The organism is Cloacibacillus sp., assembly GCA_036655895.1.
Lineage (GTDB): Bacteria > Synergistota > Synergistia > Synergistales > Synergistaceae > JAVVPF01.
This window is the reverse complement of the sequence record JAVVPF010000017.1, coordinates 1-24,354: the sequence shown is the minus strand read 5'-3', so window position 1 is coordinate 24,354 and position 24,354 is coordinate 1. Positions and strand designations below refer to the sequence as shown.

Here is a 24,354-nt window from a genome sequence, read left to right as displayed (position 1 = left end):
ACTACCAACGGTAATGTGCAAACGCACGGTTGGCTTCCGCCATGCGGTGCGTATCTTCGCGCTTCTTTACAGAACCGCCTTCGCCTTTGCAGGCGTCTCCAAGTTCGCGGGCGAGGCGTTCCACCATGGGGATGCCTTTACGTGAACGGGAGAAATTGATTATCCAGCGAATGGCCAGGGCCTGAGCTCTTTCGGGCTTTACTTCTACAGGTACCTGATAGGTGGCTCCGCCTACGCGGCGAGGACGAACCTCTACCAGCGGACGAACGTTGGTCATCGCTTTATCGAATACTTCGGCAGGCTCAATGCTGAGTCTGCTTCCGGCCAGATCCAGTGCTCCGTACAAAATTCTTTCTGCTGTGCTCTTTTTACCGCCGAGCATAAGGCAGTTGATGAATTTTGCTATTGCGGGGTTCGCATAGACTGAATCGGGCGGTGTGATGCGTTTTTTTACATGTCCTTTACGCGGCATAAAAAACTACCTCCCATTAAATATCTTATTACTTCGGCTTGCGGGCCCCATAGCACGAACGGCTCTGACGACGGTTTTCAACTCCGCCGCAGTCAAGCGTGCCTCTGATGATGTGATAACGGACACCAGGCAGGTCCTTTACACGGCCTCCGCGTACAAGCACTACAGAGTGCTCCTGAAGGTTGTGACCGACGCCCGGAATATAAGCTGTAACTTCGATTCCGTTTGTAAGGCGCACACGGGCGACCTTACGAAGAGCAGAGTTAGGCTTCTTAGGCGTCACTGTATAGACGCGGGTGCAAACACCGCGGCGCTGCGGATTCTCCTGAAGAGCAGGCGCGCTTGATGTGCGTCTCTTTTCTTCTCTGCCATTGCGAATAAGCTGGCTAATTGTTGGCAAATAGCTCCCTCCTTTCCCTAGTAATGACTATTTTTACTTTTTTAGAATTGCCGCTACCGCCGTCTTTCGACTGAGCGCGCAGGCTCTTCCCAACATTTGTGAACTCTCCGCGTACTCCACGGGGATATTCTTTTCCGATAGCGCGATTTTTATCGTTGCCGCAAGTTTCTCGTCGATGTCCTGCGCGATAAAGACCTTTGTAACTTCGCCTCTCGAGAGCTTCCGCAGGACGCTGCTCAAACCCGCGCTTCTCGGAGAGGAGGATAATTCACTTAAAGGCACACGAACACCTCCTGTGCAAAGTCGCACCGATATATAATAACAGCGGAGGACGCATGTGTCAATAAAACACGCGTCTTCCGCCATTGTATTTTTTAAATATTTCTATTTTTTAAAAATTAAGCATCCGCGGTCGCTTCTTTGCTTTTTTACCCCTTGAAGGAGACTGCGAGCGCTTCGTCTTCTGCGGCCGGAGTGTCGGCCACTTCGGTGATCTCTACACGGCGGTGACGTTCGATGCCGGTTCCGGCGGGAATGAGAAGTCCGATGATGACGTTCTCTTTCAGGCCGACGAGGCTGTCCACATCTCCTCTTACGGCGGCTGCCGCAAGGACCTGCGCCGTCTGCTGGAACGACGCCGCGGAGAGGAAGCTGTCTGTCGCAAGCGCGGCCTTTGTAACGCCGTGTACGACGGGACGCCACTGCGGTTCTTCGCGCAGTCTGCGCACGAACGAGAGCCTCTGTATCAGTTTTTTGTATTCCGAGGCGGCAGCCTTTGAGCGGAGCGTGACGTTTTCAGCGCCGGACGCCGCGAGCTTGTCAATGACGGAGCTGGTTATCTCCTGCGCCGCGTCGGCCGCAAGTTTGCCGTCCTTGCCGTATACCGGTTCAAGAAGGATCTTGCCGAGAGCCTTTTCTGTAAGGAGAAGCTTGACCACGCGCTCCTTTGTAAGGATGAGGTCTTCGCTTTCGACGCCGGAGATCGCGCCTTCGACGATGCCGCGTACAACCGAACCGTCAATGACGTGCGGGATGTCCGTTATTATCTCGCCGTCTGCGTTGAAGGCCTGAGTGACCGGCTTGCCGAAGAAGTGCTCAATGAGCACGTGGTGCATCGCGTCTGTGATATTGAGCACTTCGGGCGCCTTCCAGAGTTTTATCTGGCGCACGTTGTGTTCTCTTATCAGCGCGACCGCTTCGTCGTCAAGGGGCATGTCGGCCTTGATAAGTATACGCGCGCCGTCTTCGACGTCCGCCGCAAACCACGCCTTGCCCTTGAACTCTTCAAGCAGCTTCATGTCGCGCGCCTGGATGGGAACAGGCTTCGCAGAAACTATTGTCGAAAGCTCCGCAAAGGCGAGCTTCGTGCCGTCGGCAACGAGAGTTTCTCCGCTTTCGGCGTCTACGAAATCACCGATTATCTCCATGCCGTCAAGCATACGGCGGAAGTTGGCTTCGCCGATTATGACGCGCACGGGGCCATGTCCGTCGTCTCCCGCCATTTCAGTCTCGGCGCCGCCGGACTGGAGGATGGTTTCAAGTTCCGCTTTCAGAGAACCGCTAATGACGCCGCCGCGGTCCGTCTCGCCTTCGCCGGGAAGGTCAAGGCTCTTGAAGTCCTTAAGGAAGTTGTATGAGACGGCAAGCGATTCTTCGTTCTCGCGGCATATCTCGTCTATGGACTTTTCAAGGTCCTCTTTCCAGACGAGCTCGCCAGAGACGAAGGCGCTGTCTCCCTCTTTGAGGACGCGCACTCTGTTTACCGGCGCGACCTTGCGGAGGATCGTTTCTATATGCTTGTCGTTGATGGAGACGCCCTGTGAACGATAGACCTCCTGAATGCCGTCAAGCAGATAGTGCTGAACGGCCTCAAGGCCTTCGACTTCAAGGAGCTGCTGCGGGTCGATGTATCCCTCAGTGAGCAGCTGGCCCTTCGTTATCTGAGCGCCCTCTTCGATGCCGGAGAGGAGGTTCTGGGAGGCGGGGATGTTGTATGATACGCGCTCTTCCGTGCCGTCTTCCTTTTCCTTTGACAGTATCAGCTTGCGCTTTCCGTCCATCTCGCGGATCTCTATCAGGGTGCCTGTATCTTCGGCCAAGATTGCGACCTTTTTGGGACGGCGAACTTCAAAGAGCTGCTCGATCCTCGGAAGGCCCTGCGTGATGTCTTCTCCGGTGAACTGACGTACGCCGCCTGTGTGGAAGGTACGCATCGTAAGCTGCGTGCCGGGTTCTCCGATGGACTGGGCCGCCACTACGCCTACTGATTCTCCGATGGCGACGCGCTTTCTGGTGGCAAGGTCGCGCCCGTAGCAGGTGCGGCAGATGCCGTGGCGAAGTCCGCAGGTGAGCGGGCTGCGCACCCATATCGAGGTGACGCCCAAGGAGTCTATATATTTCGCCTTTTCGACGCTGATCTCTTCGTTTCTTTCAAGCAGCAGCTCGCCGGTCTCGGGATGTTTCACATCTTCGAGGCTTATGCGTCCCGCGAGGCGTTCCGTCATTGAGATGGTGGCCTTGCCGTCCTGCTGGAGCAGCGGGCGTATTTCGACGCCGTGATGCGTGCCGCAGTCCTCGTCCATGACGATGAGGTCCTGCGCGACGTCGACGAGGCGGCGCGTCAGGTAGCCGGACTTAGCGGTACGAAGGGCGGTGTCGGCAAGCCCCTTTCGGGCGCCGTGCGTTGAAATGAAGTATTCCAGCGTGTTGAGCCCCTCTTTGAAGTTAGCGACTATCGGGTAGCGTATGATGCGTCCCGACGGGTCGGCCATGAGGCCGCGGATGCCGGCCATCTGAGCCACCTGTCCGCGGGAGCCTCGAGCACCAGAGTCGACCATGATGCGCAGAGGGTTGCCCATCTCCATACTGTCCATGATCCTGTCGGCGATGTTGCGTCCCGCGTCGGACCAGAGTATGTCTTTCTGGCGCATATATTCGTCTTCGGTGAGGATGCCCATTTCAAACTGAGCCGTGAGATCCTCTTCAACGTCCATCGTCTTGGAAAGTATCTCTTTCTTTTCCTTAGGCACGATGACGTCGCCGACGCCGAGGCTTATGCCGCTTACTGTGGACCAGCGATAGCCTAGCGTCTTCAAAGCGTCGAGCATATTGACCATTCCGGTCTGCCCAACCTTGTCGTAGGCGTCGTCGAGCAGCTTGCCCATTTCCTTCTTGTTTATTGTTTCGTTCTTATAACGGAAGCCCGGGTGCAGCGCGTTGTTGAACAGCACGCGGCCCGGCGATGTCTCTATCCATTTTCCGTCTATCGTTTCGCACTCCCACTCAGGCGCCTTTTTGAGGTAGACCTTCGTGTTGACGTGTACCAGTTCATGGTCGAGCGCCGCGAATACGTCTTCAAAATTGCGGAAGTGCATTCCCTCGCCCTTCATGCCGTCGGTTATCGTCGTAAGGTAATAGACGCCGAGGATGATGTCCTGCGTCGGAGTGACGACCGGCTTGCCGCTTGCCGGAGAGAGCAGGTTGTTGGAGGAGAGCATGAGCACCCTTGCCTCGGTCTGCGCCTCAAGAGAAAGCGGGACGTGGACGGCCATCTGGTCTCCGTCGAAGTCCGCGTTGAAGGCGGTGCAGACGAGCGGATGCAGACGGATGGCCTTTCCTTCTATGAGGACCGGCTCAAAGGCCTGGATGCCGAGACGGTGCAGCGTAGGCGCGCGGTTCAGCATTACTGGGTGGTCCTTGATTATCTCTTCAAGGATGCCCCATACCTCGTCGCGGCCGCGCTCGATGAAGCGGCGCGCGCTCTTTACGTTGGGGGCGAGTCCGCTTTCAACAAGCTTATGCATGACGAACGGCTTGAAGAGTTCAAGCGCCATCTGCTTCGGAAGTCCGCACTGGTATATCTTCAGGTACGGCCCGATGACGATGACTGAACGGCCGGAATAGTCGACGCGCTTTCCGAGAAGGTTCTGGCGGAAACGGCCTTTCTTGCCGCGCAGCAGGTCGGTAAGGCTCTTGAGCGGTCGGTTTCCCGCACCAAGGACGGCCTTGCCGCGGCGTCCGTTGTCGATGAGCGCGTCAACGGATTCCTGGAGCATTCTTTTTTCGTTGCGCACGATGATCTCAGGCGCCTTAAGCTCCTGAAGCTTGCGCAGACGGTTGTTGCGGTTTATGACGCGGCGGTAGAGGTCGTTCAGGTCGGAGGTTGCAAAGCGTCCGCCGTCCAGCTGGACCATAGGACGAAGGTCGGGCGGGATGACTGGAAGCACGGAAAGCACCATCCACTCAGGACGCGAGTCGCTCTTGCGGAAATCCTCCGCTACCTGGAGCCTCTTTACCAGCTTGCGTTTTTTCTGGCCGGAGCTCTCCGCGATCTCCTCGCGGAGCTGATCCACCAGCGTGTCTATGTCTATCTGACGAAGCAGCGTGAATACGCCTTCTGCGCCTATGCCAGCCTGGAAGCCTTTGTCGTAGGCCGCGCATATCGCCTCTTCGCGCTCGATTACGATATCTCCGCGCGTAAAGGGCGATTCTCCGCCCTCTATGACGATGTAGCACGGATCCTCTATCGTCTCCGTCTCCTCCGCCGTCAGAAAGCGCTTCGGATATTTCTGCGAATAGAGGTGCAGCTCCGTGTCGGAGATGACGTCGTTCTTCGCAAACGGAAGGCGCACGACAGCCGTTACAATGTACGCCTCCTGATTGTTGAGAACTGCGCGTTCCGCCCTAAGCTCGGGATCGCGGCCCTTCATGGCCTTCATCTTTGAATCGGAGACTATCTCAGCAGAACCGTCCTCCGCGTCGTCTTTTATTATCCTGTAGGCCGGCTCGACCTTGAAGAGGTCGTCGCCGAAGTCGCTGCGGAAACGGCTCACCTGAGCGGCCGTTACGATGTCGCCCTCTTCAGCCGGCACCTCTTCTACTCTGGAGACGCGGAAAGCCTCTTCAGCCTTGAACTTAGGGTCGTAGAAGCGGTGGATGCGTTCCTCAGAGGCGGTCATCAGCGTGCCGCGGCGCGCGAGGTCTGGCCTGCGGCCTTCGCTTACGACCTTGAAGACCTTCTCCCTGCGGCGCGTAGGCGCAAAGTAGACCACCTTTTCAAGATCCTTCGTAGAAGCGCCCAGCAGAAGGCTGAGGCGGCTCGGGATGCCGCGGAGGTACCATATATGTACAACGGGTGCCGCAAGTTCGATGTGGCCCATCTTTTCGCGGCGCACGCGGTTGTCGGTGACTTCGACTCCGCAGCGCTCGCAGACGACGCCGCGGAACTTGGGACCGCTGCGCTTGTATTTTCCGCAGGCGCACTCATAGCTCCTGATGGGGCCAAAGATACGCTCGCAGAATAGGCCGTCCTTTTCGGGGCGGAGCGACCTGTAGTTTATCGTTTCCGGCTTTTTGACCTCTCCGCTGGAAAGTTCCCTTACTCTCTCGGGAGAGGAGAGCTTCATTCTTACTCCGGCAATTTCATGTCCTGCGTTTGCCATTAATATTCATCCCCCTGCTCACCGGTTTTTGTTCCGCTTTCAAATAAATCGTCGCCTAAAATCGCGGCGTCCTTCTCTTCGTCGGTCTCGTGCAGCTCAAATGCGCTGTATTCCGCCGCGCTCTCGTGGAAGAGGTCGTCGCCCGCACCCGCCGCGGCCTTCGCCGGAGACGCCATCTCGGGCGCAAAGGCCGCGTCTAAGTCGTCCACAGTTGAGTCCGGCTTGAACGAGACGTGGCGCACGTTCTTATCGTCGTCATCATCGTTGAGCACAAGCTCGCCGAAGCTGCCGTCCGCGTATTTTATCTCCACGTCGAGCGCAAGTCCCTGAAGTTCCTTTATGAGCACTCGGAACGATTCCGGCACTCCGGGCTTCGCCAGGTTCTCGCCCTTTACGATACGTTCGTAGGTCTTTAGGCGTCCGCGGATGTCGTCTGACTTCACCGTCAGCATCTCCTGAAGCATGTGAGCCGCGCCGTAGCCTTCAAGCGCCCAGACTTCCATTTCTCCGAAGCGCTGGCCTCCGAACTGCGTCTTTCCTCCCAGCGGCTGCTGGGTGATAAGGCTGTACGGGCCTATTGAACGCGCGTGGATCTTGTCGTCTACAAGGTGGATCAGCTTCAGCATGTACATGACGCCCACCATGACCTGATTTGCCATCGGCTCGCCGGTGCGTCCGTCGAAGATGGTGATCTTGCAGTCGTCGCGCATCTCGGGATACTTGTGCTCCTGTATCCACTTGACGTCGGGCGCTATGTCCTCAGCCGTAGCGGACTCGAAGACAGGCGTTACGACCTTGTATCCGCGCTGCATGGCGACGAAGCCGAGCATAGTTTCAAGCACCTGCCCGAGATTCATTCGGCTCGGAACGCCCAGCGGGTTCAGCACTACGTCGACAGGCGTACCGTCGGAAAGGTAAGGCATATCCTCCTCCGCCATTATCCGAGAGACGACGCCCTTGTTTCCGTGACGTCCGGCCATCTTGTCGCCTTCCGTTATCTTACGGAACTGGGCGACGTAGACCTTCACCACCTCGTTGACGCCGGGGCTGAGGTCTTCGCTGTTCTTTTCGCGGGAAAGGCGTTTTATCTCGACTATCTTTCCGCCCTCGCCGTGCGGCACGCGCAGGGAGGTGTCGCGCACCTCGCGCGCCTTTTCGCCGAAGATGGCGCGAAGCAGCTTCTCTTCCGGCGACTGGTCGGATTCGCCCTTGGGCGTCACCTTGCCTACCAGAATGTCTCCCGCCTTGACCTCGGCGCCGACGCGCACAATGCCGTCTTCGTCGAGGTTCTTAAGAGCGTCTTCGCCGACATTCGGGATGTCGCGCGAGATCTCTTCGGGGCCAAGCTTCGTGTCGCGGGCTTCGACCTCGTATTCCTCTATATGTATAGATGTGTAGAAATCTTCTTTTACCAGCTTCTGCGAGAGCAGGATGGCGTCTTCAAAGTTGTAGCCCTCCCATGAGACGAAGGCGACTACGACGTTGCGTCCGAGAGCGAGTTCGCCCTCTTCGCAGGCCTGTCCGTCTCCGATGATCTCATTGGCGTCGACATGCTGGTTTGTATAGACTATAGGACGCTGATGGATGACGGTGCCCTGGTTGGAGCGCCTGAACTTCGGCATCTTGTATTCGTCGTGTCCGCCGTCGTCCGTGTCTATCTCGATCCTGTCCGCGTCGACGTAGGAGACCGTACCGGCGCGTCTTGAAACTACGCAGGAACCTGAGTCCTTCGCTATGCGGTGCTCAATGCCCGTCCCTACTATCGGCGAGTCCGGGAATACGAGCGGAACGGCCTGACGCTGCATGTTGGAGCCCATCAGCGCGCGGTTCGCGTCGTCGTGTTCAAGGAACGGAATGAGCGCCGTCGAGATGGAGACTATCTGCTTCGGCGAAATGTCGAGGTAGTCAAGCTCCTCCGGCTTTATCTCTATCGTGTTGTCATGGTGACGCACGTAGATGCCGCCGGTGCTGCTTGGGATGATGCGCCCATCGTCGTCCATCGGCATATCCGCGCGTCCGACGTAGTATTCGTCCTCGTCGTCGGCGGAGAGATATACGATCTTCTCCGTGACTTGCCCGTCTACCACCGCGCGGCGCGGGCAGACGAGAAAGCCGTATTCATTGATACGCGCGAAGGTCGCAAGCGACGTGACAAGGCCTATGTTCGGGCCTTCCGGCGTTTCTATAGGGCAGACGCGTCCGTAGTGCGTATGGTGGACGTCGCGCGCTTCAAATCCCGCACGTTCGCGCGAGAGGCCGCCGGGGCCGAGCGCCGACAGACGGCGTCTGTGCGTAAGTTCGGCAAGCGGGTTCGTCTGGTCCATGAACTGCGAGAGCTGGCCGGAGCCGAAGAACTCGCGCAGCGCGGCCGAAATCGGTCGCACGTTGATGAGGTCCTTCGCCATTGCGGCGGCAAGGTCCGGCGTGGTCGTCATACGTTCGCGCGCTATGCGCTCCATGCGGAGCAGACCTATCCTCACCTGATTTTGCAGCAGTTCGCCCACCGCGCGCACACGGCGGTTGCCGAGATGGTCGATGTCGTCCATGTGCTCCTCTCCGTCACGCAGACGGATGAGGCCCTTTATTATTGAAACGATGTCCGTAACGGTCAGAAGACGTTCCGTGCTGGCAATGTCAAGCTGCAGGCGGCGGTTTATCTTGTAGCGGCCCACGCGGCCCAGGTTGTATCTGCGCTGGTCGAAGAATATGCTCGTGATATATTCGCGCGCGTTTTCCATACGCGCAGGTTCGTTGGGGCGCAGCTTGCGGAAGAGTTCCAGCATAGCCGCGTCGGGAGAGTCGGTGTTGTCGCGCTCGATGGTGACGGCAAGCGCGGGGTCGATGTCCCACACCCACACCTTCGTGCGGCCGTGGTTCCACAGAACCTCCATGTGTTCCTTTGAGAGCCTTGTGTTCTTGCGTATCTCAACCACGCCGGAGCCGTCCGCGGAGAGAATGTCCTCTGCGAGCAGCATTCCGCGCACGTCGTCGCCAACGAGATCCTTTTCGATCTCCTTGCCGTCGAAGAGAGAGATGATTTCGTCGGTGCTCTGGATGCCGAAGGCTCTAAGCATCATAGTGACCGGTATCTTCTTGCGGTTGTCTATCTTGACGGAGAGCAGCTCTCCGGGCGCAAGGTCAAACTCTATCCAGGCGCCGCGGTCAGGGATGAGCTTCGCTACGAAGGTCTCCTGTCCGGGGATGCCGAGATCAGCGCTGTAGTAGACGCCGGCCGAGCGGGCCAACTGGTTTACCACGACGCGTTCCGTTCCGTTGATGATGAATGTTCCTCTATCCGTCATTGTGGGGAAATCGCCGAGATAGATTTCCTCTTCTTTTATTTCGCCGCTCTTTTTGTTGATCAGGCGGATCTTCGCACGCAGCGGTCTCGACCACGTAAGGTCCCTGCTGCGGGCTTCATCCAGGCTGATCGGAACTGGATCGACGTAATAACTTACTAATTCCAGCGCGAATGAGCCGTCATAGCTTTCGATCGGGAATATTTCGTCGAAAAGCTCCTGCAGCCCCTGTGAATTACGCTTTTCAGGCGCGGTCTCCGCCTGAAAAAACCACCGGTATGAGTTGCGCTGTACCTCAACCAGATCTGGCAGTGCAATTAAATTCTTTTCCCTGCCAAAAACAACACGCCGTTCAAATGCTTTACCCGAAGTCTGTCTAACCTGCATGGGAGCATCCTCCCCATTCCAGAATTTGATGAGAATGTACAATCGTACAAATGGAAATTATAGCAAAAAAGCGACAACTGTCAATAGACAGGTATCGCCTGTTTTTAATTTATTTGAAGTATATAATAGAAGTTCGGTTTCCCGACAACCGGTATTATGAGGCATAGAGCCGCTTTTTGTCAAGAAGCGGCCGGCTTTTCCGCTTTCGTTTCAATTCCGCCTTATTTTATAGGCCTCCCGCGCCCGCGTCTTCTGACAAACGGGACTGCTGCGGCAAACAAGATAAGGCCGTAGGCTCCGGCGGAACAGCCGCCTGACGACTCAGGGTCGTCCACCGTAAAGGCTTTGAGACAGACGCTTGCCTTGGAATCGGCTCCCATCCCGTCGTCTGAGAGTATATCGTCAAAAATTTCCCCGTCGGGGGATATCCACCCCTCGCCTGCGTTTGCGGCGGCGCTTTCAGAGTAATTCTCCAGCACATATTCGGCCGGTATAAGATACGGCGTCTTATCGGACGAAGTATGTACCACTATTGAGAATTTCGAGCCTTTAGCCACACGTACGGGGGTGTCAAGGGCCACCGTATGATAGCCGGGAGCGCCTATAGAAAGAGTTTGCGTCGCAGCGAGCTTTCCGTCCACAGGAGAGGCGGCGCACCTCGTGTATATCTGTATCGTGCACTTCTGATCCGGTGCGGAGGTATAAAAGGCCACTGAGGTTACCGCTTCGTTCCCTTTTGCCGTGAACATATTGGCAAAGCTCGCTTTATCGCCGTACCCTACAAAACCGACGGTGCCAAGCGGGTCATATTGATAGATATTCTCTTTTGACAATGCCGGCGCGGTGTCGTAGACTACGCCGTCACACAGGCTCGGCTCCTCGTAAGAGACGTAAAAATATCCGTCAAGGCCCCAGTCTGCGCCCCAGCTGTTGCGCACTATCCACGCGCCCGGCTTTTCCGGCTTTTTATCAAGGCTCGCAGCATCAAACGAATACTCATCATCCCATCCTACCACAGTCACTGCGTGGTTCGTCTTAGAATAGGGTGCGCCGGAATAAAATGCGCAGGTCTTTTTATCATAGGCGCTGTCTTCGTATAGTAGCCCGACAGAAAGAGCGCCGTACCGCATAAGCGCCTCTTTGAGCATTTCTTTTCTTCCTGGTGTAAGAACGACAGAGACCTCTGTTTTCATGAGGTTGCCGAGATAGAGCGCGTTTAGGAGCTTGTAGCCTCTGTTCATCTCAGCTGGAACATACACCTCAGAGAGTTCTTTAGGCGTAGGGCAGAGCGCCTCAGAAACAGCGCCTGTGCCTCTGGAAAGAAGCGCAACGGCCCTCCAGTCGTCGGCCCCCGCACTGTGATATGGGGCTCCACTGCTATTGGTAAAAGAGGGAAAAACGGAGGTAGGATTATACCCAAAATAGGTCAGATACCATTCGGAGAGAAAAACGTCTTGAGAATTGGCAAGCCCTTTCGTGATAAGGTTGGATTCCGTGGCCGACATAGCAGAATGCGTCCAGCAGTTCCCAAAAGGATACTGGTTTCTCACGGCGGGCATACGCTCTCGTAAATCATAGCTTGAAGGAAGCGTGGCCGCCCTTTTCAAAGAGGCGGCGCCTCCGATGCCGTAGGCTACGTTGTCAAGATGGCTCCAGTTGACTGGAGAAGGCGCGTAGCCGTAATCCGTCGCCTTAGAAAGGGGTTTGGCTCGGGCTGATGCTTTAGAGTGGACGGCTCCGTTCCACTTGGTAAAGGCAGCGGAAGGCTCCTGAGCTTTAAGCGGAGACGAGGCCAGCGCCTCCTGCGCAGCCAAAGGCGCAAGCGCCGTCACGAAGACAAAAAAAGCAAAAGCTCTGACAAAATTTTTCATAACATCATCCTTACAGTTTAAAATTATTGTGCTTCTCAACATAGATTATAATAACATTGTCCTGCTGTATGTGTTATATTTTTATATAACATTTACGTAAAGGTGCTTAATTACGCAAAGGAGATGAAAGAGCTTTCAGAGCTTACGGCAAAAAAACGATAGGATCCTGGCCGCAAAGACAAAAGCGCCACGGTGGAAGTCTCACCTACAATGGCGCATTGTTAATGTTTTTTAGTCCTTAATCATCGCATTCGTTGTCTTTACAGGCCTTTTTCAACATTCTTTTGTAGATGGCGGAACAGTAGAGCGCGCCCATCGGGTTGTGGGCCATCACTCTGTCCTTTACCGCGACTGGGACGGCAAGACAGTGCGAGTGTTTCAAAAAGAGCGCGTCGTGCCCGACGCACAGGCCGAGCACGAGGTTCAGCTCCGTGCCGGCCGCTTCTAGCACCTTCGCCTGCTCTATCGGGTTGCAGGATATTTTGCCTATCCTGTCGCTCTCCATCGCGCCTATCTCCGCCTTGGGTATTCCGCAGACTTTGCAGTTGACCGTTTCTATTTCAAAATATTTTGAAAGCACCGCGCAGAGCTTCTCCGCCTCTTCCGAAAAGGCTTTGCAGAAGGCGACTCCGATTTTTTTATATCCCATCTTCTGCGCGAAGATTATTATTTCTTCTATGCGGTTCTTCTCGCCATAGTATTCCGCCTCAACCTCTGAGGCGGCGCGCATGACGCGGTGTTCCTCGCTGTCCGCGTACAGCGAGGAGGCGTCGCAAACAGAACAGGGCGTCCCCTCGCCGCACGGTTTTTCTTTACACAGGTCACATCTCATTGGCAGCACTTTCCTTACATTCAGGCCGGCCCGAAGCCATGGGTGCGGTCAGTTTTCGTATTTTAAGATATCGGGCGGCAGCGGCGCCGTTATCGTTTTTTTCCTGAGTTCAGCCGGAAGCGACGCGTCGTCTGGGAAGATGAGTTTGTAGGCGTGCAGCAGCGGCCTTTTCGCGCCGGAACCTTTGCCGTATTTCGTATCTCCGACTATCGGATGTCCTATCGCCGCAAGGTGTACGCGCGCCTGATGCGGACGCCCCGTCACCAGCTCCGCCTCGACTACGCAGTTTGAGCCGGCGCTTGATATTTTTTTATAGAGCGTAAGAGCCGGCTGGCCGCTTACGTCGGGCTTTACCGTGTTTGTCGAGTTTTCTTTGAGCAGAGGCAGCTCTATGCGCCCCTCGGGCTCCGTCTGCCCTTCGACGACGGCGTGATAGATCTTGCGTATCTTGTGGAGCCTTATAAGCTCGGCAAGGCCTCTCTGGGAGGCTCCGGTCAGCGCTATGACGACCGCGCCGCTTGTGTTTCTGTCAAGCCTCTGCACAGTTGCGGGGCTGTAGTCGGCGCGGCTCCATTTAAGCTCGGCAAGCGCGCGCGTGATGAGAGAGTCTCCGCCCTTCACGTCTGGCTGGGTGAGCAGCCCTGCCGGCTTGTTGACTATCCAAATCTTATCGTCTTTGTAGAGCGTCTCAAGCGGAGGATATTCCCGCGCGGCGTGCGCTGGCGCGGCTGGGGCGTCGCGCATCTCGTCGCTCCACGGCAGCGACAGCCGGTCTCCTTCAGAGAGGCGCGCCTCCTGCTTTGTCTTTTTGCCGTTAAGACGCACCTCGCCGGTGCGTATCGCCTTCATTATCGCGCCGAGCGGCACCTGTGGCCAGAGCACGCGCAGCACGCGGTCTACGCGGCGTCCATCGTTATCGGCGGAGATGACGAGCTCCTTCGACATTTTACTTTTTCCAGAACCTGCGCTGCGTCGAGTTGTTCCACGCGGAGATTGGCTGCTCGTCGCTCAGGTTCTTGACGGAGTCGTTCCAGCAGAACATCCTGAAATCCAGCTCGTCGGATGAAGAGACGATCATCGCCTCCGGCGTGGCCGGAACGACGGGCGAGCCGTATTCGCGCTGTCCGTGGTGGCTCAGGATGATGTGCGCGAGGTGCAGACGCGTTTTGTCGCCGAGGCCGTAGCGCGCGGCAAGCTCCGTGAAGCGCATGTAGCCCTGCGCCACATGGTCGAGCAGCGCGCCCTCTATCGTTATCTCAGGCACGGAGATCATCTTGTAGGAATCAAGTTTGCCGATGTCGTGCAGCAGAGCGCCCGCTATTACGACGTCCGTGTCGACGTCGTAACCGGCCTCCCGCATGGAAAAAGCCATGGCGCGCGCGCACTCGGCGACGGAGAGCGTGTGCTCAAGCAGGCCGTTTGCGTAGGCGTGATGGTGGCTGACGGCGGCGGGCCAGTCGCGGAAACGGTTCCACAGCTCCCCCTCGAATACCTTTGCTATGAACTCCCCCGCCTCTCCTCCGCACTCGGACTTTAATTTCTCAAAGCGCGCAAGCAGCTCTTCGACCGGGATCGGAGAGCGCGGCATATAGGAGGCCGGCGTATATTTTTCCTGATTGAGCAGCGTCAGCTTCGTGAAGTTGAACTGAGGCAGCCCGCGGTATTCCGTCACCTTCCCGTTGACGCCGACGCTTTTGCCGATAAGCTGCAATATTTTATCCGCGTCGAGCCTGTCGTCCTCGTTCTGCGGCAAGGACTCTGATTTATCGAGCCACTGTCCGTCGGACCACACCTTGGCCTCTACGCTTCCAAAAGAATCCGAGACCGTTATGTCATAATATGTTTTTCCGTTTTTATCGCTCTTCTGGGCAAGCGCGCTCACTACGAAGATGGCTTTGAATATGTTGCCGTCTTTGAGTTTTCGCAGATCTTGGCTGTTGAGCAGGAGGTTTGCATTCATTGTTTTGTCTTCCTTCCGTTTATAGCCTTTTTTATAGCCTTTTCTCGCTTTTAATTATAGCTTTTATAGAACCGCCGTGCTTATAATAACATCTTTTTCTCATGAAGGCTTGAAAAAAGTACGCGTTATGAGCCGCTTATTTGCAAGATGAACGCCGTGGTGCGGACAATTAATACATCAGTTGTCCGTGCCGCCTAGTTTTGGGAAAACGTGTATAATACGATTAAACCTTAATTTTGGAGGGATTTTTTATGGGCACGATCAATTGGGATTCAAAACTTTCAGAGATAGCGTTAAATGTTAAGCCTTCTCCAATTCGCGCGCTTCTAAAATATACGAAGACGCCCGGAGTCATCTCCTTCGCGGGCGGCAACCCAGACCCCGCAGTCTTTCCCGTAGCTGAATTCGCAGAGGCCGCGCAGATCCTGACGCGCGAGGGAAAGGATATTCTTCAGTACGGCGCGACCGACGGCTATGAACCTCTCAAGGGATACATCGCAAAATGGATGGCGCCTCGCATGGGCCGTGAGACCGGCGCCAACGAGATGCTCATCACCACCGGCTCACAGGAGGGCATGGACCTTCTCTGCTCCGTGCTGCTCAACGACGGAGATACCATAATCGCCGAAGGCCCCACCTATCCCGGCGCGCTTCACGCGATGCGCAACCGCGGCGCGCGTTTTCTCTCCGTGCCATGCGACAAGGACGGCCTTTGCGTCGACCTGCTGCCCGGCGTCATCGAACAGGGCATCAAGGACGGGCATAAAATCAAATTCATCTACACTATCGTAAACTTCCAGAACCCGTCGGGCGCTACGCTCTCGCTCGAACGCCGCGAAAAGCTGCTTGAGATCGCCGAAAAGTACGACCTCGTGATCTTTGAAGACGACCCTTACGGACATCTGCGCTACAACGGCGAGCACGTCCCCACAATATTCTCGCTCGACAAAAAGAACAGCGGACGCGTCGTCTACGCCTGCTCCTTCTCAAAGATACTGGCCCCAGGCACGCGCGTGGCGTGGATAGTGGGCGACCCCGCGCTCATCCAGAAGATGGTGATGATAAAGCAGGGCACCAACCTCTGCACAAGCGTCGTATCACAGGCGCTCGTCTACGAATACTGCCGCCTCGGCCATCTGGACGGCTTCCTGCCGAAGATAATCGCGCATTACGGAAAAAAACGCGACGCTATGGACGCGGCCTTCAAAAAATATCTGCCGGCCAACACCACCTATCACACGCCGGAGGGCGGTTTCTTCTTCTGGCTCCAGGTTCCCGGCATTGATTCCCAGAAGCTCTTTATGAAGGCGATAGAACACGGCGTTGCCTTCGTCACCGGCCCCGCCTTCTACGCGGAGCCAAACACGGGGCTCGACTTCATGCGCACCTGTTTCACCTTCGCACAGCCACAAGAGATAGACGAGGGCGCAAAGCGTCTCGCAGAGGCTATAAAGTCGCTGTAAAACATCCGCGCGACCAAATAAAATTTTCAAAGCCGGGGGCTCTCGCCTCCGGCTTTTTCTTTTCACTGATTTACCGCGCGCGTCGTATGGTTTATCATTAAGTGACTTTTATATAAATCGGAGCGAGATCCATGAGAGAAGATATCATAGCCGCCGTCGCCACCGCTTGGGGCGAAAGCGGTATTTCAATAGTCAGAGTCTCCGGCTGCGGGTCGTCCGCGCTTGCCGGCAAAATGTTCAAATCAAAGCGGCCCTTTGAGAGCCAGCCCGCGAGGTATATGACGCTCGTTTCGCTTTGCGGCGCGGACGGCGAGCCCTTTGACGAAGCGCTTGCCGTCCGTTTTGAGCGCGGCGGGAGCTACACTGGCGAGGAGAGCGCGGAGATACAGTGCCACGGAGGGCTGATAGCGGCGCAGCGCTGTGTGGCGGAGCTGTGCCGGCTTGGCGCGCGGCTTGCGCTGCCGGGAGAGTTCACGCGCCGCGCCTTCATAAACGGGCGCATGGACCTGGCGCAGGCGGAGGCCGTGCTTGGGATAATCAAGGCAAGGAGCGACGAGGCGCTTAAAGCCTCCGCGCGCTCGCTGCAAGGCAGCCTAACCTCGGAGATAAAAAATTTCATGGAGGCGCTGACGGAACTCACCGCCGCGCTTGAGGTGGATCTTGATTTTCCCGAGGAGGGCGAAGGCTTCATCACAAAGGACGAGAGCCTCTTGCGCCTAACGGCGCTTTCTAGCGACTGCGCCGCGCTCATCCAGCGCTGCCGCAGCGGGATGCTGCTGCGCGAAGGCGTGCGCGCCGCGATAATAGGCCGGCCGAACGTTGGAAAATCCTCGCTGCTGAACGCGCTGCTTTGCGAAAACCGCGCCATCGTCACCGCCACCCCTGGAACGACGCGCGACAGCATCGAAGAGACCTTCATCCACAAAGGACTGCCGATCAGGATAATAGACACGGCTGGCATTCGCGCAACTGACGACGAGATAGAGGCCATGGGCGTGCGCCGCTCGCTGAAATCAATGGAGGAGGCGGACGTAGTGCTCTGGATACTGGACGGCTCTGAGCCGTTTTCAGAAAACGGCGCGGAGCTGCTGCCCACCGGCAAAAATCATGTGATCGTCCTCAACAAAAGCGACCTTCCGCAGGTCGTCTGCGAAGAGAGCCTGCGCTTGAAATTTCCGAAAAGCCCCGTCATATCCGTCTCTGCCGCAACCGGCTCAGGCATAGAGGAGATGAAGGAACTCATCATCGCCTCCGTCTCGGGCGGCGAGAGCCTCTCGGGCGGCTGCGCCGTAACCGCCCGTCAGATGGAATGCCTGATAAACGCAGCATCCGCGCTGACAGAGGCGGCGGCCGCGCTTACGGCTCAGGCGGGCGGCGACCTCGTTCTCTCGTGCCTCGCCGAGGCGCGCGGACACCTCGCCTCGCTGCTCGGACTGGACGCCGCGGAGGAGCTTCTTGACAAAGTATTCGGAAATTTCTGCGTCGGAAAATAATACGGAAAGTCCGCCGCTTGCGGTGACGCTTTCGGCGGAAAGCCCGTTTGAACTTCAAAGAGTCTGCTTTGAGGCGGCCGAACTTCTGCTTTCGGGACGGCGCTCGCTTTCTGAAATCTCTAAAAACAGCCTGCTTGTTCCGGCAAAAAAATTACGGCGCGCCATAGTCTCATCAAGCGCGCGCGAGGCGGCGCTGCTTTTAAAAGAACCGCAGCCCACGGCACGGGCCTCAACGCTGATATTCGCCTTTCCAGGGCAGGGCGCATCGGGCCCCGTCCCGGCGCGCGAACTGGCGCGCGTCATGCCCGTCTTTTGCGAATATCTGACAAGGGCGGAGGCGGTCGTCTCATCAGAACCCGCCGCGGCGGAGCTTTCGATCTATCCGCTTCTTGCGCGAGGGCGCGCAAGAACGAGCGCCGACGAACAGATAGCCGTCTTCGTCTACGGAGCGGCTGCGGCCTTTCAGTATATGGCGTGGGGCGCCGCGCCAGATATGATGCTGCCCCACTCGCTGGGCGAGCTGACTGCTATGGCCGTCTCCAAAATGGCATGCTTTGAAGACATCCTGCGCTTCGTCTGCCGCCGCGCGGCGCTAATAGACGCTATAAAAGAAAGGGGCGTCATGACTGCAATGGAGGCCTCTTATAGCTGTGCCATGCAGCTTGCGGCGCGTTACGAAGGCCTCTCCGTAGCCGCGGTGAACAGCGGCACCTCAGTAGTCCTCTCCGGCAAAACGGAGGCCATGATAAAGGCTGAACGCGATATGGAGATGGCAAAAATTGCGCACCACCGCCTCAGAGTGCCTAACGCGGCGCACTCCTGCGTAATGGAGCCTGCGCTCAGCGGCATAAAAAAACTTGCCTTCCCAAAGCTTTCTCCGCCTTTCTGCCCCGTCTATTCGTCGCTGGACGGCCGCCCGCTGGAAGCGGGCGACGCCTCGTCTCCGCGTTGGCGCGCGGCGCACTGCCGCTGCGCCGTTCGTTTTGATTTGGCGCTTTGTGCGGCGCGCGCGCAGTGCGAAGAGGGCGGCGCTTTGGCTGTGGAGTTTGGCGTCCACCGCGTGCTTGCGGCGCCCGGCGCAACTTCCGTCCCAAACAGCAGGTGGCTTGGCGCCTCCTCCATGTCGCGTTATCACGAAGGCAAGTCGCAGCCCTACTGCTTTAAAAGGGGAATCATGGAGACGATGGCGGCGCTGTGGGAAAACGGTTTTGTCAGCGGCACAGAATGGGCGAAGCTCTCGCTGTGACAGCTTCGCCGCGTAACGCGCGACGCTCCCGCGCGCGGAGGCAAAAATCGCAGCGAAGCCGCAAAAATCCTATTTAACTTTTTATCGGGCGTTCATAACAATAATTCATAAATGGCAATACATTAAAGTTCGCTTTACACTCAACTTCCTAGAGGATATAATCCTACACAAAAGAGGGAAACTGTTGTAATATATCAGTTGTCCAAAAATGGATAGAGAGGGGATGCGGCAATGGTACATCAAACCAGATTTCTTAAGACATCAGCGCTCTGCCTTCTCGTATCCGTAATATTTCTCTCCATTGTCGCCGGCTTCGACGGCCTAAACGACATCCGCACCGACTTTAATTTTGGCGATGTAAGGATAGAATCCACCGCCTCAATTTCTTCCGTTTTAGAAAAAAATTCTCCCTTTGCACTCTCCGCGCTCAGTTTTCTGGCTCAGGCCGGACGGCGCGCGTCAAAGGACGGCGCGGGGCTTTTCCTTCCCGACTCGTTCTGCGCAGACGCGCCTAAAATCTACGCCTGTCTGCGGCTTTCGTCGCTCTCAACCAACAATCTTCAGGAAGAACTCCACCTCGACACAATCAAAAAACTGGAATAAAGCCCCGGAAAAAGACGGCTATCCGTAAGGGAGACTGTGTATTTTCACAGCCTCTGTATCCAACTGTCTTTTTAAAAGAAAGGGGCCTTTATAATGGCTGAAACTACAGAACGCATCGAGATGATGGAGCTGCTTGCAGAGGAAGAGACTATCTCTCTCAGACGCCCGTCGAATCTCTTTGACAAAGTTGTGATAAGCTTCTATTCAATAGTATGTTTTGTAATGGCGATGCTTCTGGTGATTATCATCAGCGCCGCTACCATCATGCGCTACGCGTTTGAGATGGACCTCTACGGTTATGAGGAATGGATAAAGATCTTCGCCTTCTGGCTATACTTCATGGGAGCCGGCTACGGGGCCTTTGCCGGAACGCACGTATCCGCCGACCTCGTGCAGTCGTATCTTAAAGAAGGAACCTTAAAAAGGGTCCTCACCTTTGTACGCACCTTTATCACCTTCAGCGTAACGCTGCTCTTCACATGGTATGGCTGGGAGTTTTTCATCTTCGGCTTCATGGGGCCGCTTGGGACTTTTGTCGCTCTGCCGAAGACCGTCGCCTGGCGCATCCCGCTCTGGACCGTTTATCTTTCGATTTTCCTCGGGCTGCTTTCAATGAGCTGGTATTTCATGCTTGATATGATTTCCGCCGGCAAAAAACTTTTTAAAGGAGGCGAAGCAGCATGATCTATATCGCCCTGCTGATTCTCATACTGACGCTCACAATAGGAGTTCCCGTACCGGTAAGCTTCATGGCCTCATGCGCGTGGCTTATATTCTTCGGAGGCGTGGGAGGCGTTGGCTACCCGCCGTCGCAGCTGCTGCCGTACGGCTTCACGCAGATGAATTCCGTCTCGCTCATCGCCATCGCTATGTTTATACTGGCCGGCGGCATCATGGAGCGCGGACGCATCGCTGAAAAACTGATAGACATGGTGGACGTTTTCGTAGGACACATAAAGGGCGGCCTCGGAATCGTAGCCGTCGTCTCCTGCGCGGTCTTCGGCTCTATATGCGGCGCGGCCTGCGCAACGCTTTCCTGCATCGGCGCAATCATGTTCCCGCGTCTTCGCGCCGGCGGCTACCCAATGGGCCACGCCTGCGCGCTGATGGCGAACGCATCGCTGCTGGGACTGCTCATACCGCCGAACGCGACGCTCATCATCTTCGCGTGGATAAGCGGCATCTCTGTGCTTGCCTGCTTCCTCTCCACAATTGGACCTGGAATAATCACGATAATCCTGCTCAGCCTCATCAACGTCTGGATGCTCCGCAACAATAAAGAGGTCTTTGTCGAGCAGAAACGCAGCGGCAAAGAACGCATGGACATGTTCATGAAACGCGGCCGTCTCGCTATACCGGCGCTCATCATGCCTATCATGGTGCTTGGCGGCATCTACGGCGGCATCATGACGACGACGGAGGCCTCGGCGCTCGCGGTGCTTTACTGCATACCGATAGGGCTCTACATCTACAAGGGCCTTTCATGGAAGGGGCTATTCAACATCGTCGTCGAATGCTCGATAACGACGGGCGTCATAATGATAATGCTCTACTCCGTCTCGATGCTTTCACGCCTCTACATACTTGAAGACCTTCCCGGCCGCGTGCTGCATCTTTTCTATGCAATTTCAAAAGACCCAATCGTGGTCATGCTTATGATAAACGTATTCCTCGTGCTGATGGGAATGCTGATGGACGACATCAGCGTCGTCGTGCTCACCACGCCGATACTGCTGCCGATAATCCTTGACCTCGGCTTCAACCCCGTCCACTACGCCGCCATTGTAGGCGTAAACACGGCGCTCGGCTGCATAACGCCGCCGGCGGCCCCTGTACTCTATTTGAGCGGGCGCGTCGGAGGCGCGCCTATCAACGAGATAATGAAGCCGGCGCTCACCCTCATGGTGCTCTGCTGGATACCTGTGCTGCTCGTCACAGCGTACATCCCGAAGGTAGTGCTTGCTCTTCCGCACTTCATACTGGGCGTGCCGTGGTAGACCTGCGCACACAATAATTACCGATCAGTCTCTTTGGAGCCGCCCGACAACGGGCGGCTCTCTTTTTCAGCGCGGCGCGACGCTTTCGTTTACGTTATAATCTAGGCGATAGTTTATTGCTGTGATTCGCATTTTTGCTACGGAGGACGCTCATGAAAATAATACATCTCTCAGACCTTCACCTCGGCAAACGGGTCAACGAGTTTTCCATGCTGGAAGACCAGCGTTATATTTTAGATCAGATAACGGCAATCATAGAGCGCGAAGCGCCGCAGGCTGTGCTCATAGCGGGCGACGTCTACGATAAAACTGTGCCGCCAGCGGAGGCGGTGACGCTCTTTGACCGTTTCATTAGCAGGCTCTCGCAGACGGGCACGACCGTCCTCATAATAAGCGGAAACCACGACTGCCCGGAACGGCTCGCCTTCGGCGCAAGCATCCTGCCTCGCGGCGGTGTGCATATCTCCCCTGTATTTTCTGGGGAGCTTTCGTGTGTCACTCTTGAAGACGAGTTCGGCGCGGTGCGCTTTTACCTGTACCCGTTCGTGAAGACGGCGCAGGCGCGCGCGGTATTTGCCGACGACGAAATAAACGACGCGCGGCAGGCTGCGGAGCGCATATTGAAAGAGGCGGCCTGCTGCAATGAACGGTGCGTCTGCGTCGCGCACCTTTTTGTCGCAGGAAGCGCGCGCTGTGACTCGGAGGATATGGCCGCAGGCGGCGTAGAGGCCGTGGAGGCTGCGCTTTTCAGCCGCTTCGACTACACGGCGCTTGGCCATCTGCACGGCCCGCAGCAGCTTTGCGGCGGCCGCGTGCGCTACTGCGGCTCGCCGCTCAAATACTCCTTTTCGGAGGCCTCTCACAAAAAATCCGTCACAATAGCGGAGCTGCGCGAAAAAGGTTCGCTCGTGATACGTGAGGAGCCGCTTTCGCCCATGCGGGAGATGCGCGAGATACGCGGAAGCTACGAAGAGCTCACCGCACGCTCCTTCTACGGCGGGCTTGCGCGAAACGACTACTTCCACATCACTCTTACGGACGAAGAGGACGTCTTTGAGGCCGCGGCAAAGCTTCGCGTCATATATCCGAACCTGATGCGTCTTGACTACGACAACCTTCGCACGCGCGCGGAAAACGACTGCGAAGGCCCAGGGCGTGCGGCGGACAAAAGCCCTGTGGAACTCTTCCGCGAGCTTTATCAAAAACAAAACGGCGCCGAAATAACGGAAGAACAGGCGAAATATCTTGCCGGACTGATAGATGAAGTGTGGGGTGAGGCGCTGTGAGGCCGCTCAAACTTACGCTCTCGGCCTTCGGGCCGTTTAAGGGGCGAACCGTCATAGACCTGGAAAAGCTCGGCAAAGACGGGGTGTATCTTATCTGCGGCGACACAGGCGCGGGAAAGACGACCATCTTCGACGGGATAGCCTACGCTCTGTACGGCGAGGCAAGCGGAAAGACGCGCGGCGCCGAGATGTTCCGCTGCAAGTACGCGGAGGCTGCGACGCCAACGTTTGCCGAGCTTGTCTTTCTCTTCGACGGGGCGCGGTACACCGTACGGCGCAGCCCCGCTTTCATGAAGCCTAAAAAACGCGGGGAAGGCTTCACGGCGGAGAACGCCTCCGCCGAACTGCGCCTGCCGGACGGCTCCGTCAAAAGCGGCTCAACCGTGGTGACGAGCGCGGTAAAAGAGCTGCTCGGGCTTGGCTGCGACCAGTTCTCACAGATAGCGATGATAGCGCAGGGCGAGTTCCTGAAGATGCTGCTTGCCACAACGGACGAACGGAGCGCGCTGCTTTCGACGCTGCTTGACACAACCCGCTACCAGAAATTACAGAACCGGCTGAAAGAGGAGGCCGCTTTCTGCGAACGTGAGTGCGCGCAGCACAGGCAGTCTCTGACGCAGTATATAAACGGAGTAGAGGCCGCAGGCGAAGGCCAGAAAAAGGCGCTGGGCGAAGCGGCCGCAGCCTCCGCTAAAGAGGCGCTTTCTGTGATCTTTGAACTGATCAAAAAAGACGAGGAAGCAGAGCGGCAGCTGCTGTGCGAAATAGAGGCCGCAGAGGGCGAAACTGCGGAATTGAACGCCGCCAAGGCGCGCGCCGAAGCGCGGGAAAGAACGCTGCAAAACCTCCGCGCGGCGCAAAAACGTCTTGAAGAGGCCGACGCTGAGCTGCTGCGGTGCTCCGCCCTATGCGCTGCGGAAGAGGCGCGTTCAGAGGAGCGCCTTGCGCTAAGCGCCGAAATATCGGCTATAAAGGCTGAACTTCCAGCCTATGACGAACTCGAAGAGCTTCGCGCAAAACACGGCGCAGCCAGGCGCGAAATCGAAGACGATAAAAAAACGGCCGACGCGCTGCGTGCGCGGATTGAAAAAACAGTCGAAGAGTTTGAGGGGATGAAGGCAGAAGAGCTTGAACTAAAAGAGGCTCCGTCGCAAAAGGCGGCAAAAGAGGCGCAGCTTGCGGAAGTAAAGGCGCAGGCGGCGCGCGCCGCGGCAATTGCGGAGGAGGCGCGCGCGCTCACAAAAGCGCGAGAAGAACTTGCCGCACAGCAAAAGACGGCAGATGCGGGAGCAAGAGAGCGCGCGCGTGAAAAAGAACGGCTTGAAAACCTAATGGCAGAGGAAAAAAAGGCGCTTTTCGCACTCAAACAAGAGGCGCTTGAAGCAGGAGGCGCGGAGCTAGCTCTTGAACGCGCGCACAACCGAGCCTCATGCGCAAAGGCGGCGGAAGAAGAGCTTGTGACGCTTAAATCACGGCTTGCCAGGTACGAAGCAAGCGCGGAGGCCATAGCCGCGGCGCATGCAACGCTCCTTACAGCACAGGCGACCTACGAAGAGGCGGCCACAAGACACCGCGATAAGAACATAGAATTTTTGAGCGCACAG

The 24,354-nt window shown here is 56.6% G+C and carries 17 protein-coding genes; 8 read left to right on the top strand and 9 right to left on the bottom strand.

What is annotated here, in order from left to right:
- Position 1: 1 nt before the first annotated feature.
- The 9 genes from rpsG to RRY12_06795 form a co-directional block, all read right to left on the bottom strand.
- Positions 2 to 472, bottom strand: coding sequence for a 30S ribosomal protein S7 (gene rpsG, locus RRY12_06835; protein ID MEG2184376.1), 471 nt, complete (start codon positions 470 to 472; stop codon positions 2 to 4).
- A gap of 28 nt (positions 473 to 500) precedes the next feature.
- A complete protein-coding gene (gene rpsL / locus RRY12_06830; GenBank protein ID MEG2184375.1) occupies positions 501 to 872 on the bottom strand; it encodes a 30S ribosomal protein S12 in 372 nt (123 codons plus the stop codon).
- A gap of 33 nt (positions 873 to 905) precedes the next feature.
- The gene (locus RRY12_06825) at positions 906 to 1,112 is read right to left on the bottom strand and encodes a ribosomal L7Ae/L30e/S12e/Gadd45 family protein (GenBank protein MEG2184374.1); all 207 of its coding nucleotides are present in this window, start codon (positions 1,110 to 1,112) and stop codon (positions 906 to 908) included.
- 188 nt (positions 1,113 to 1,300) lie between these two features.
- On the bottom strand, positions 1,301 to 6,313 hold the full coding sequence (gene rpoC, locus RRY12_06820; protein MEG2184373.1) for a DNA-directed RNA polymerase subunit beta': 5,013 nt from the start codon (positions 6,311 to 6,313) through the stop codon (positions 1,301 to 1,303).
- A complete protein-coding gene (rpoB, locus tag RRY12_06815; GenBank protein MEG2184372.1) occupies positions 6,313 to 9,999 on the bottom strand; it encodes a DNA-directed RNA polymerase subunit beta in 3,687 nt (1,228 codons plus the stop codon). The genes rpoC and rpoB overlap by 1 nt, the downstream gene beginning before the upstream one ends.
- Before the next feature lie 221 nt (positions 10,000 to 10,220).
- Positions 10,221 to 11,870, bottom strand: a complete 1,650-nt coding sequence (locus tag RRY12_06810) for a lectin like domain-containing protein (GenBank protein MEG2184371.1) — start codon at positions 11,868 to 11,870, stop codon at positions 10,221 to 10,223.
- A gap of 238 nt (positions 11,871 to 12,108) precedes the next feature.
- Positions 12,109 to 12,702 (bottom strand): DUF1847 domain-containing protein, encoded by a 594-nt coding sequence (locus RRY12_06805; GenBank protein MEG2184370.1) that lies wholly within the window; start codon positions 12,700 to 12,702, stop codon positions 12,109 to 12,111.
- 48 nt (positions 12,703 to 12,750) lie between these two features.
- The gene (locus tag RRY12_06800; GenBank protein MEG2184369.1) at positions 12,751 to 13,647 is read right to left on the bottom strand and encodes an RluA family pseudouridine synthase; all 897 of its coding nucleotides are present in this window, start codon (positions 13,645 to 13,647) and stop codon (positions 12,751 to 12,753) included.
- 1 nt (position 13,648) lies between these two features.
- Entirely contained in the window at positions 13,649 to 14,662 is a 1,014-nt protein-coding gene (locus RRY12_06795; GenBank protein ID MEG2184368.1) for an HD domain-containing protein, read from the bottom strand.
- Between the two features lie 251 nt (positions 14,663 to 14,913).
- Here RRY12_06795 and RRY12_06790 point away from each other — a divergent pair, with 251 nt between their 5' ends.
- From RRY12_06790 to RRY12_06755, 8 genes are all read left to right on the top strand, one after another.
- On the top strand, positions 14,914 to 16,125 hold the full coding sequence (locus RRY12_06790) for a PLP-dependent aminotransferase family protein (GenBank protein ID MEG2184367.1): 1,212 nt from the start codon (positions 14,914 to 14,916) through the stop codon (positions 16,123 to 16,125).
- A gap of 131 nt (positions 16,126 to 16,256) precedes the next feature.
- Positions 16,257 to 17,618 carry a tRNA uridine-5-carboxymethylaminomethyl(34) synthesis GTPase MnmE gene (mnmE, locus tag RRY12_06785; protein ID MEG2184366.1) on the top strand — a complete coding sequence of 454 codons (1,362 nt, stop codon included), beginning with the start codon at positions 16,257 to 16,259 and terminating at the stop codon, positions 17,616 to 17,618.
- Entirely contained in the window at positions 17,581 to 18,864 is a 1,284-nt protein-coding gene (locus tag RRY12_06780; protein ID MEG2184365.1) for an acyltransferase domain-containing protein, read from the top strand. Before mnmE ends, RRY12_06780 begins: the two co-directional genes overlap by 38 nt.
- A gap of 231 nt (positions 18,865 to 19,095) precedes the next feature.
- Positions 19,096 to 19,467, top strand: a complete 372-nt coding sequence (locus RRY12_06775) for a hypothetical protein (GenBank protein MEG2184364.1) — start codon at positions 19,096 to 19,098, stop codon at positions 19,465 to 19,467.
- 93 nt (positions 19,468 to 19,560) lie between these two features.
- On the top strand, positions 19,561 to 20,151 hold the full coding sequence (locus RRY12_06770) for a TRAP transporter small permease (protein MEG2184363.1): 591 nt from the start codon (positions 19,561 to 19,563) through the stop codon (positions 20,149 to 20,151).
- Positions 20,148 to 21,464: a TRAP transporter large permease gene (locus RRY12_06765; GenBank protein ID MEG2184362.1), complete on the top strand. Its 1,317-nt coding sequence runs from the start codon at positions 20,148 to 20,150 to the stop codon at positions 21,462 to 21,464. Before RRY12_06770 ends, RRY12_06765 begins: the two co-directional genes overlap by 4 nt.
- Positions 21,465 to 21,616: 152 nt before the next feature.
- Positions 21,617 to 22,750: an exonuclease SbcCD subunit D gene (locus RRY12_06760; GenBank protein ID MEG2184361.1), complete on the top strand. Its 1,134-nt coding sequence runs from the start codon at positions 21,617 to 21,619 to the stop codon at positions 22,748 to 22,750.
- On the top strand, positions 22,747 to 24,354 hold a 1,608-nt coding region (locus RRY12_06755; protein MEG2184360.1), incomplete at its 3' end, for an SMC family ATPase. The genes RRY12_06760 and RRY12_06755, both read left to right, overlap by 4 nt.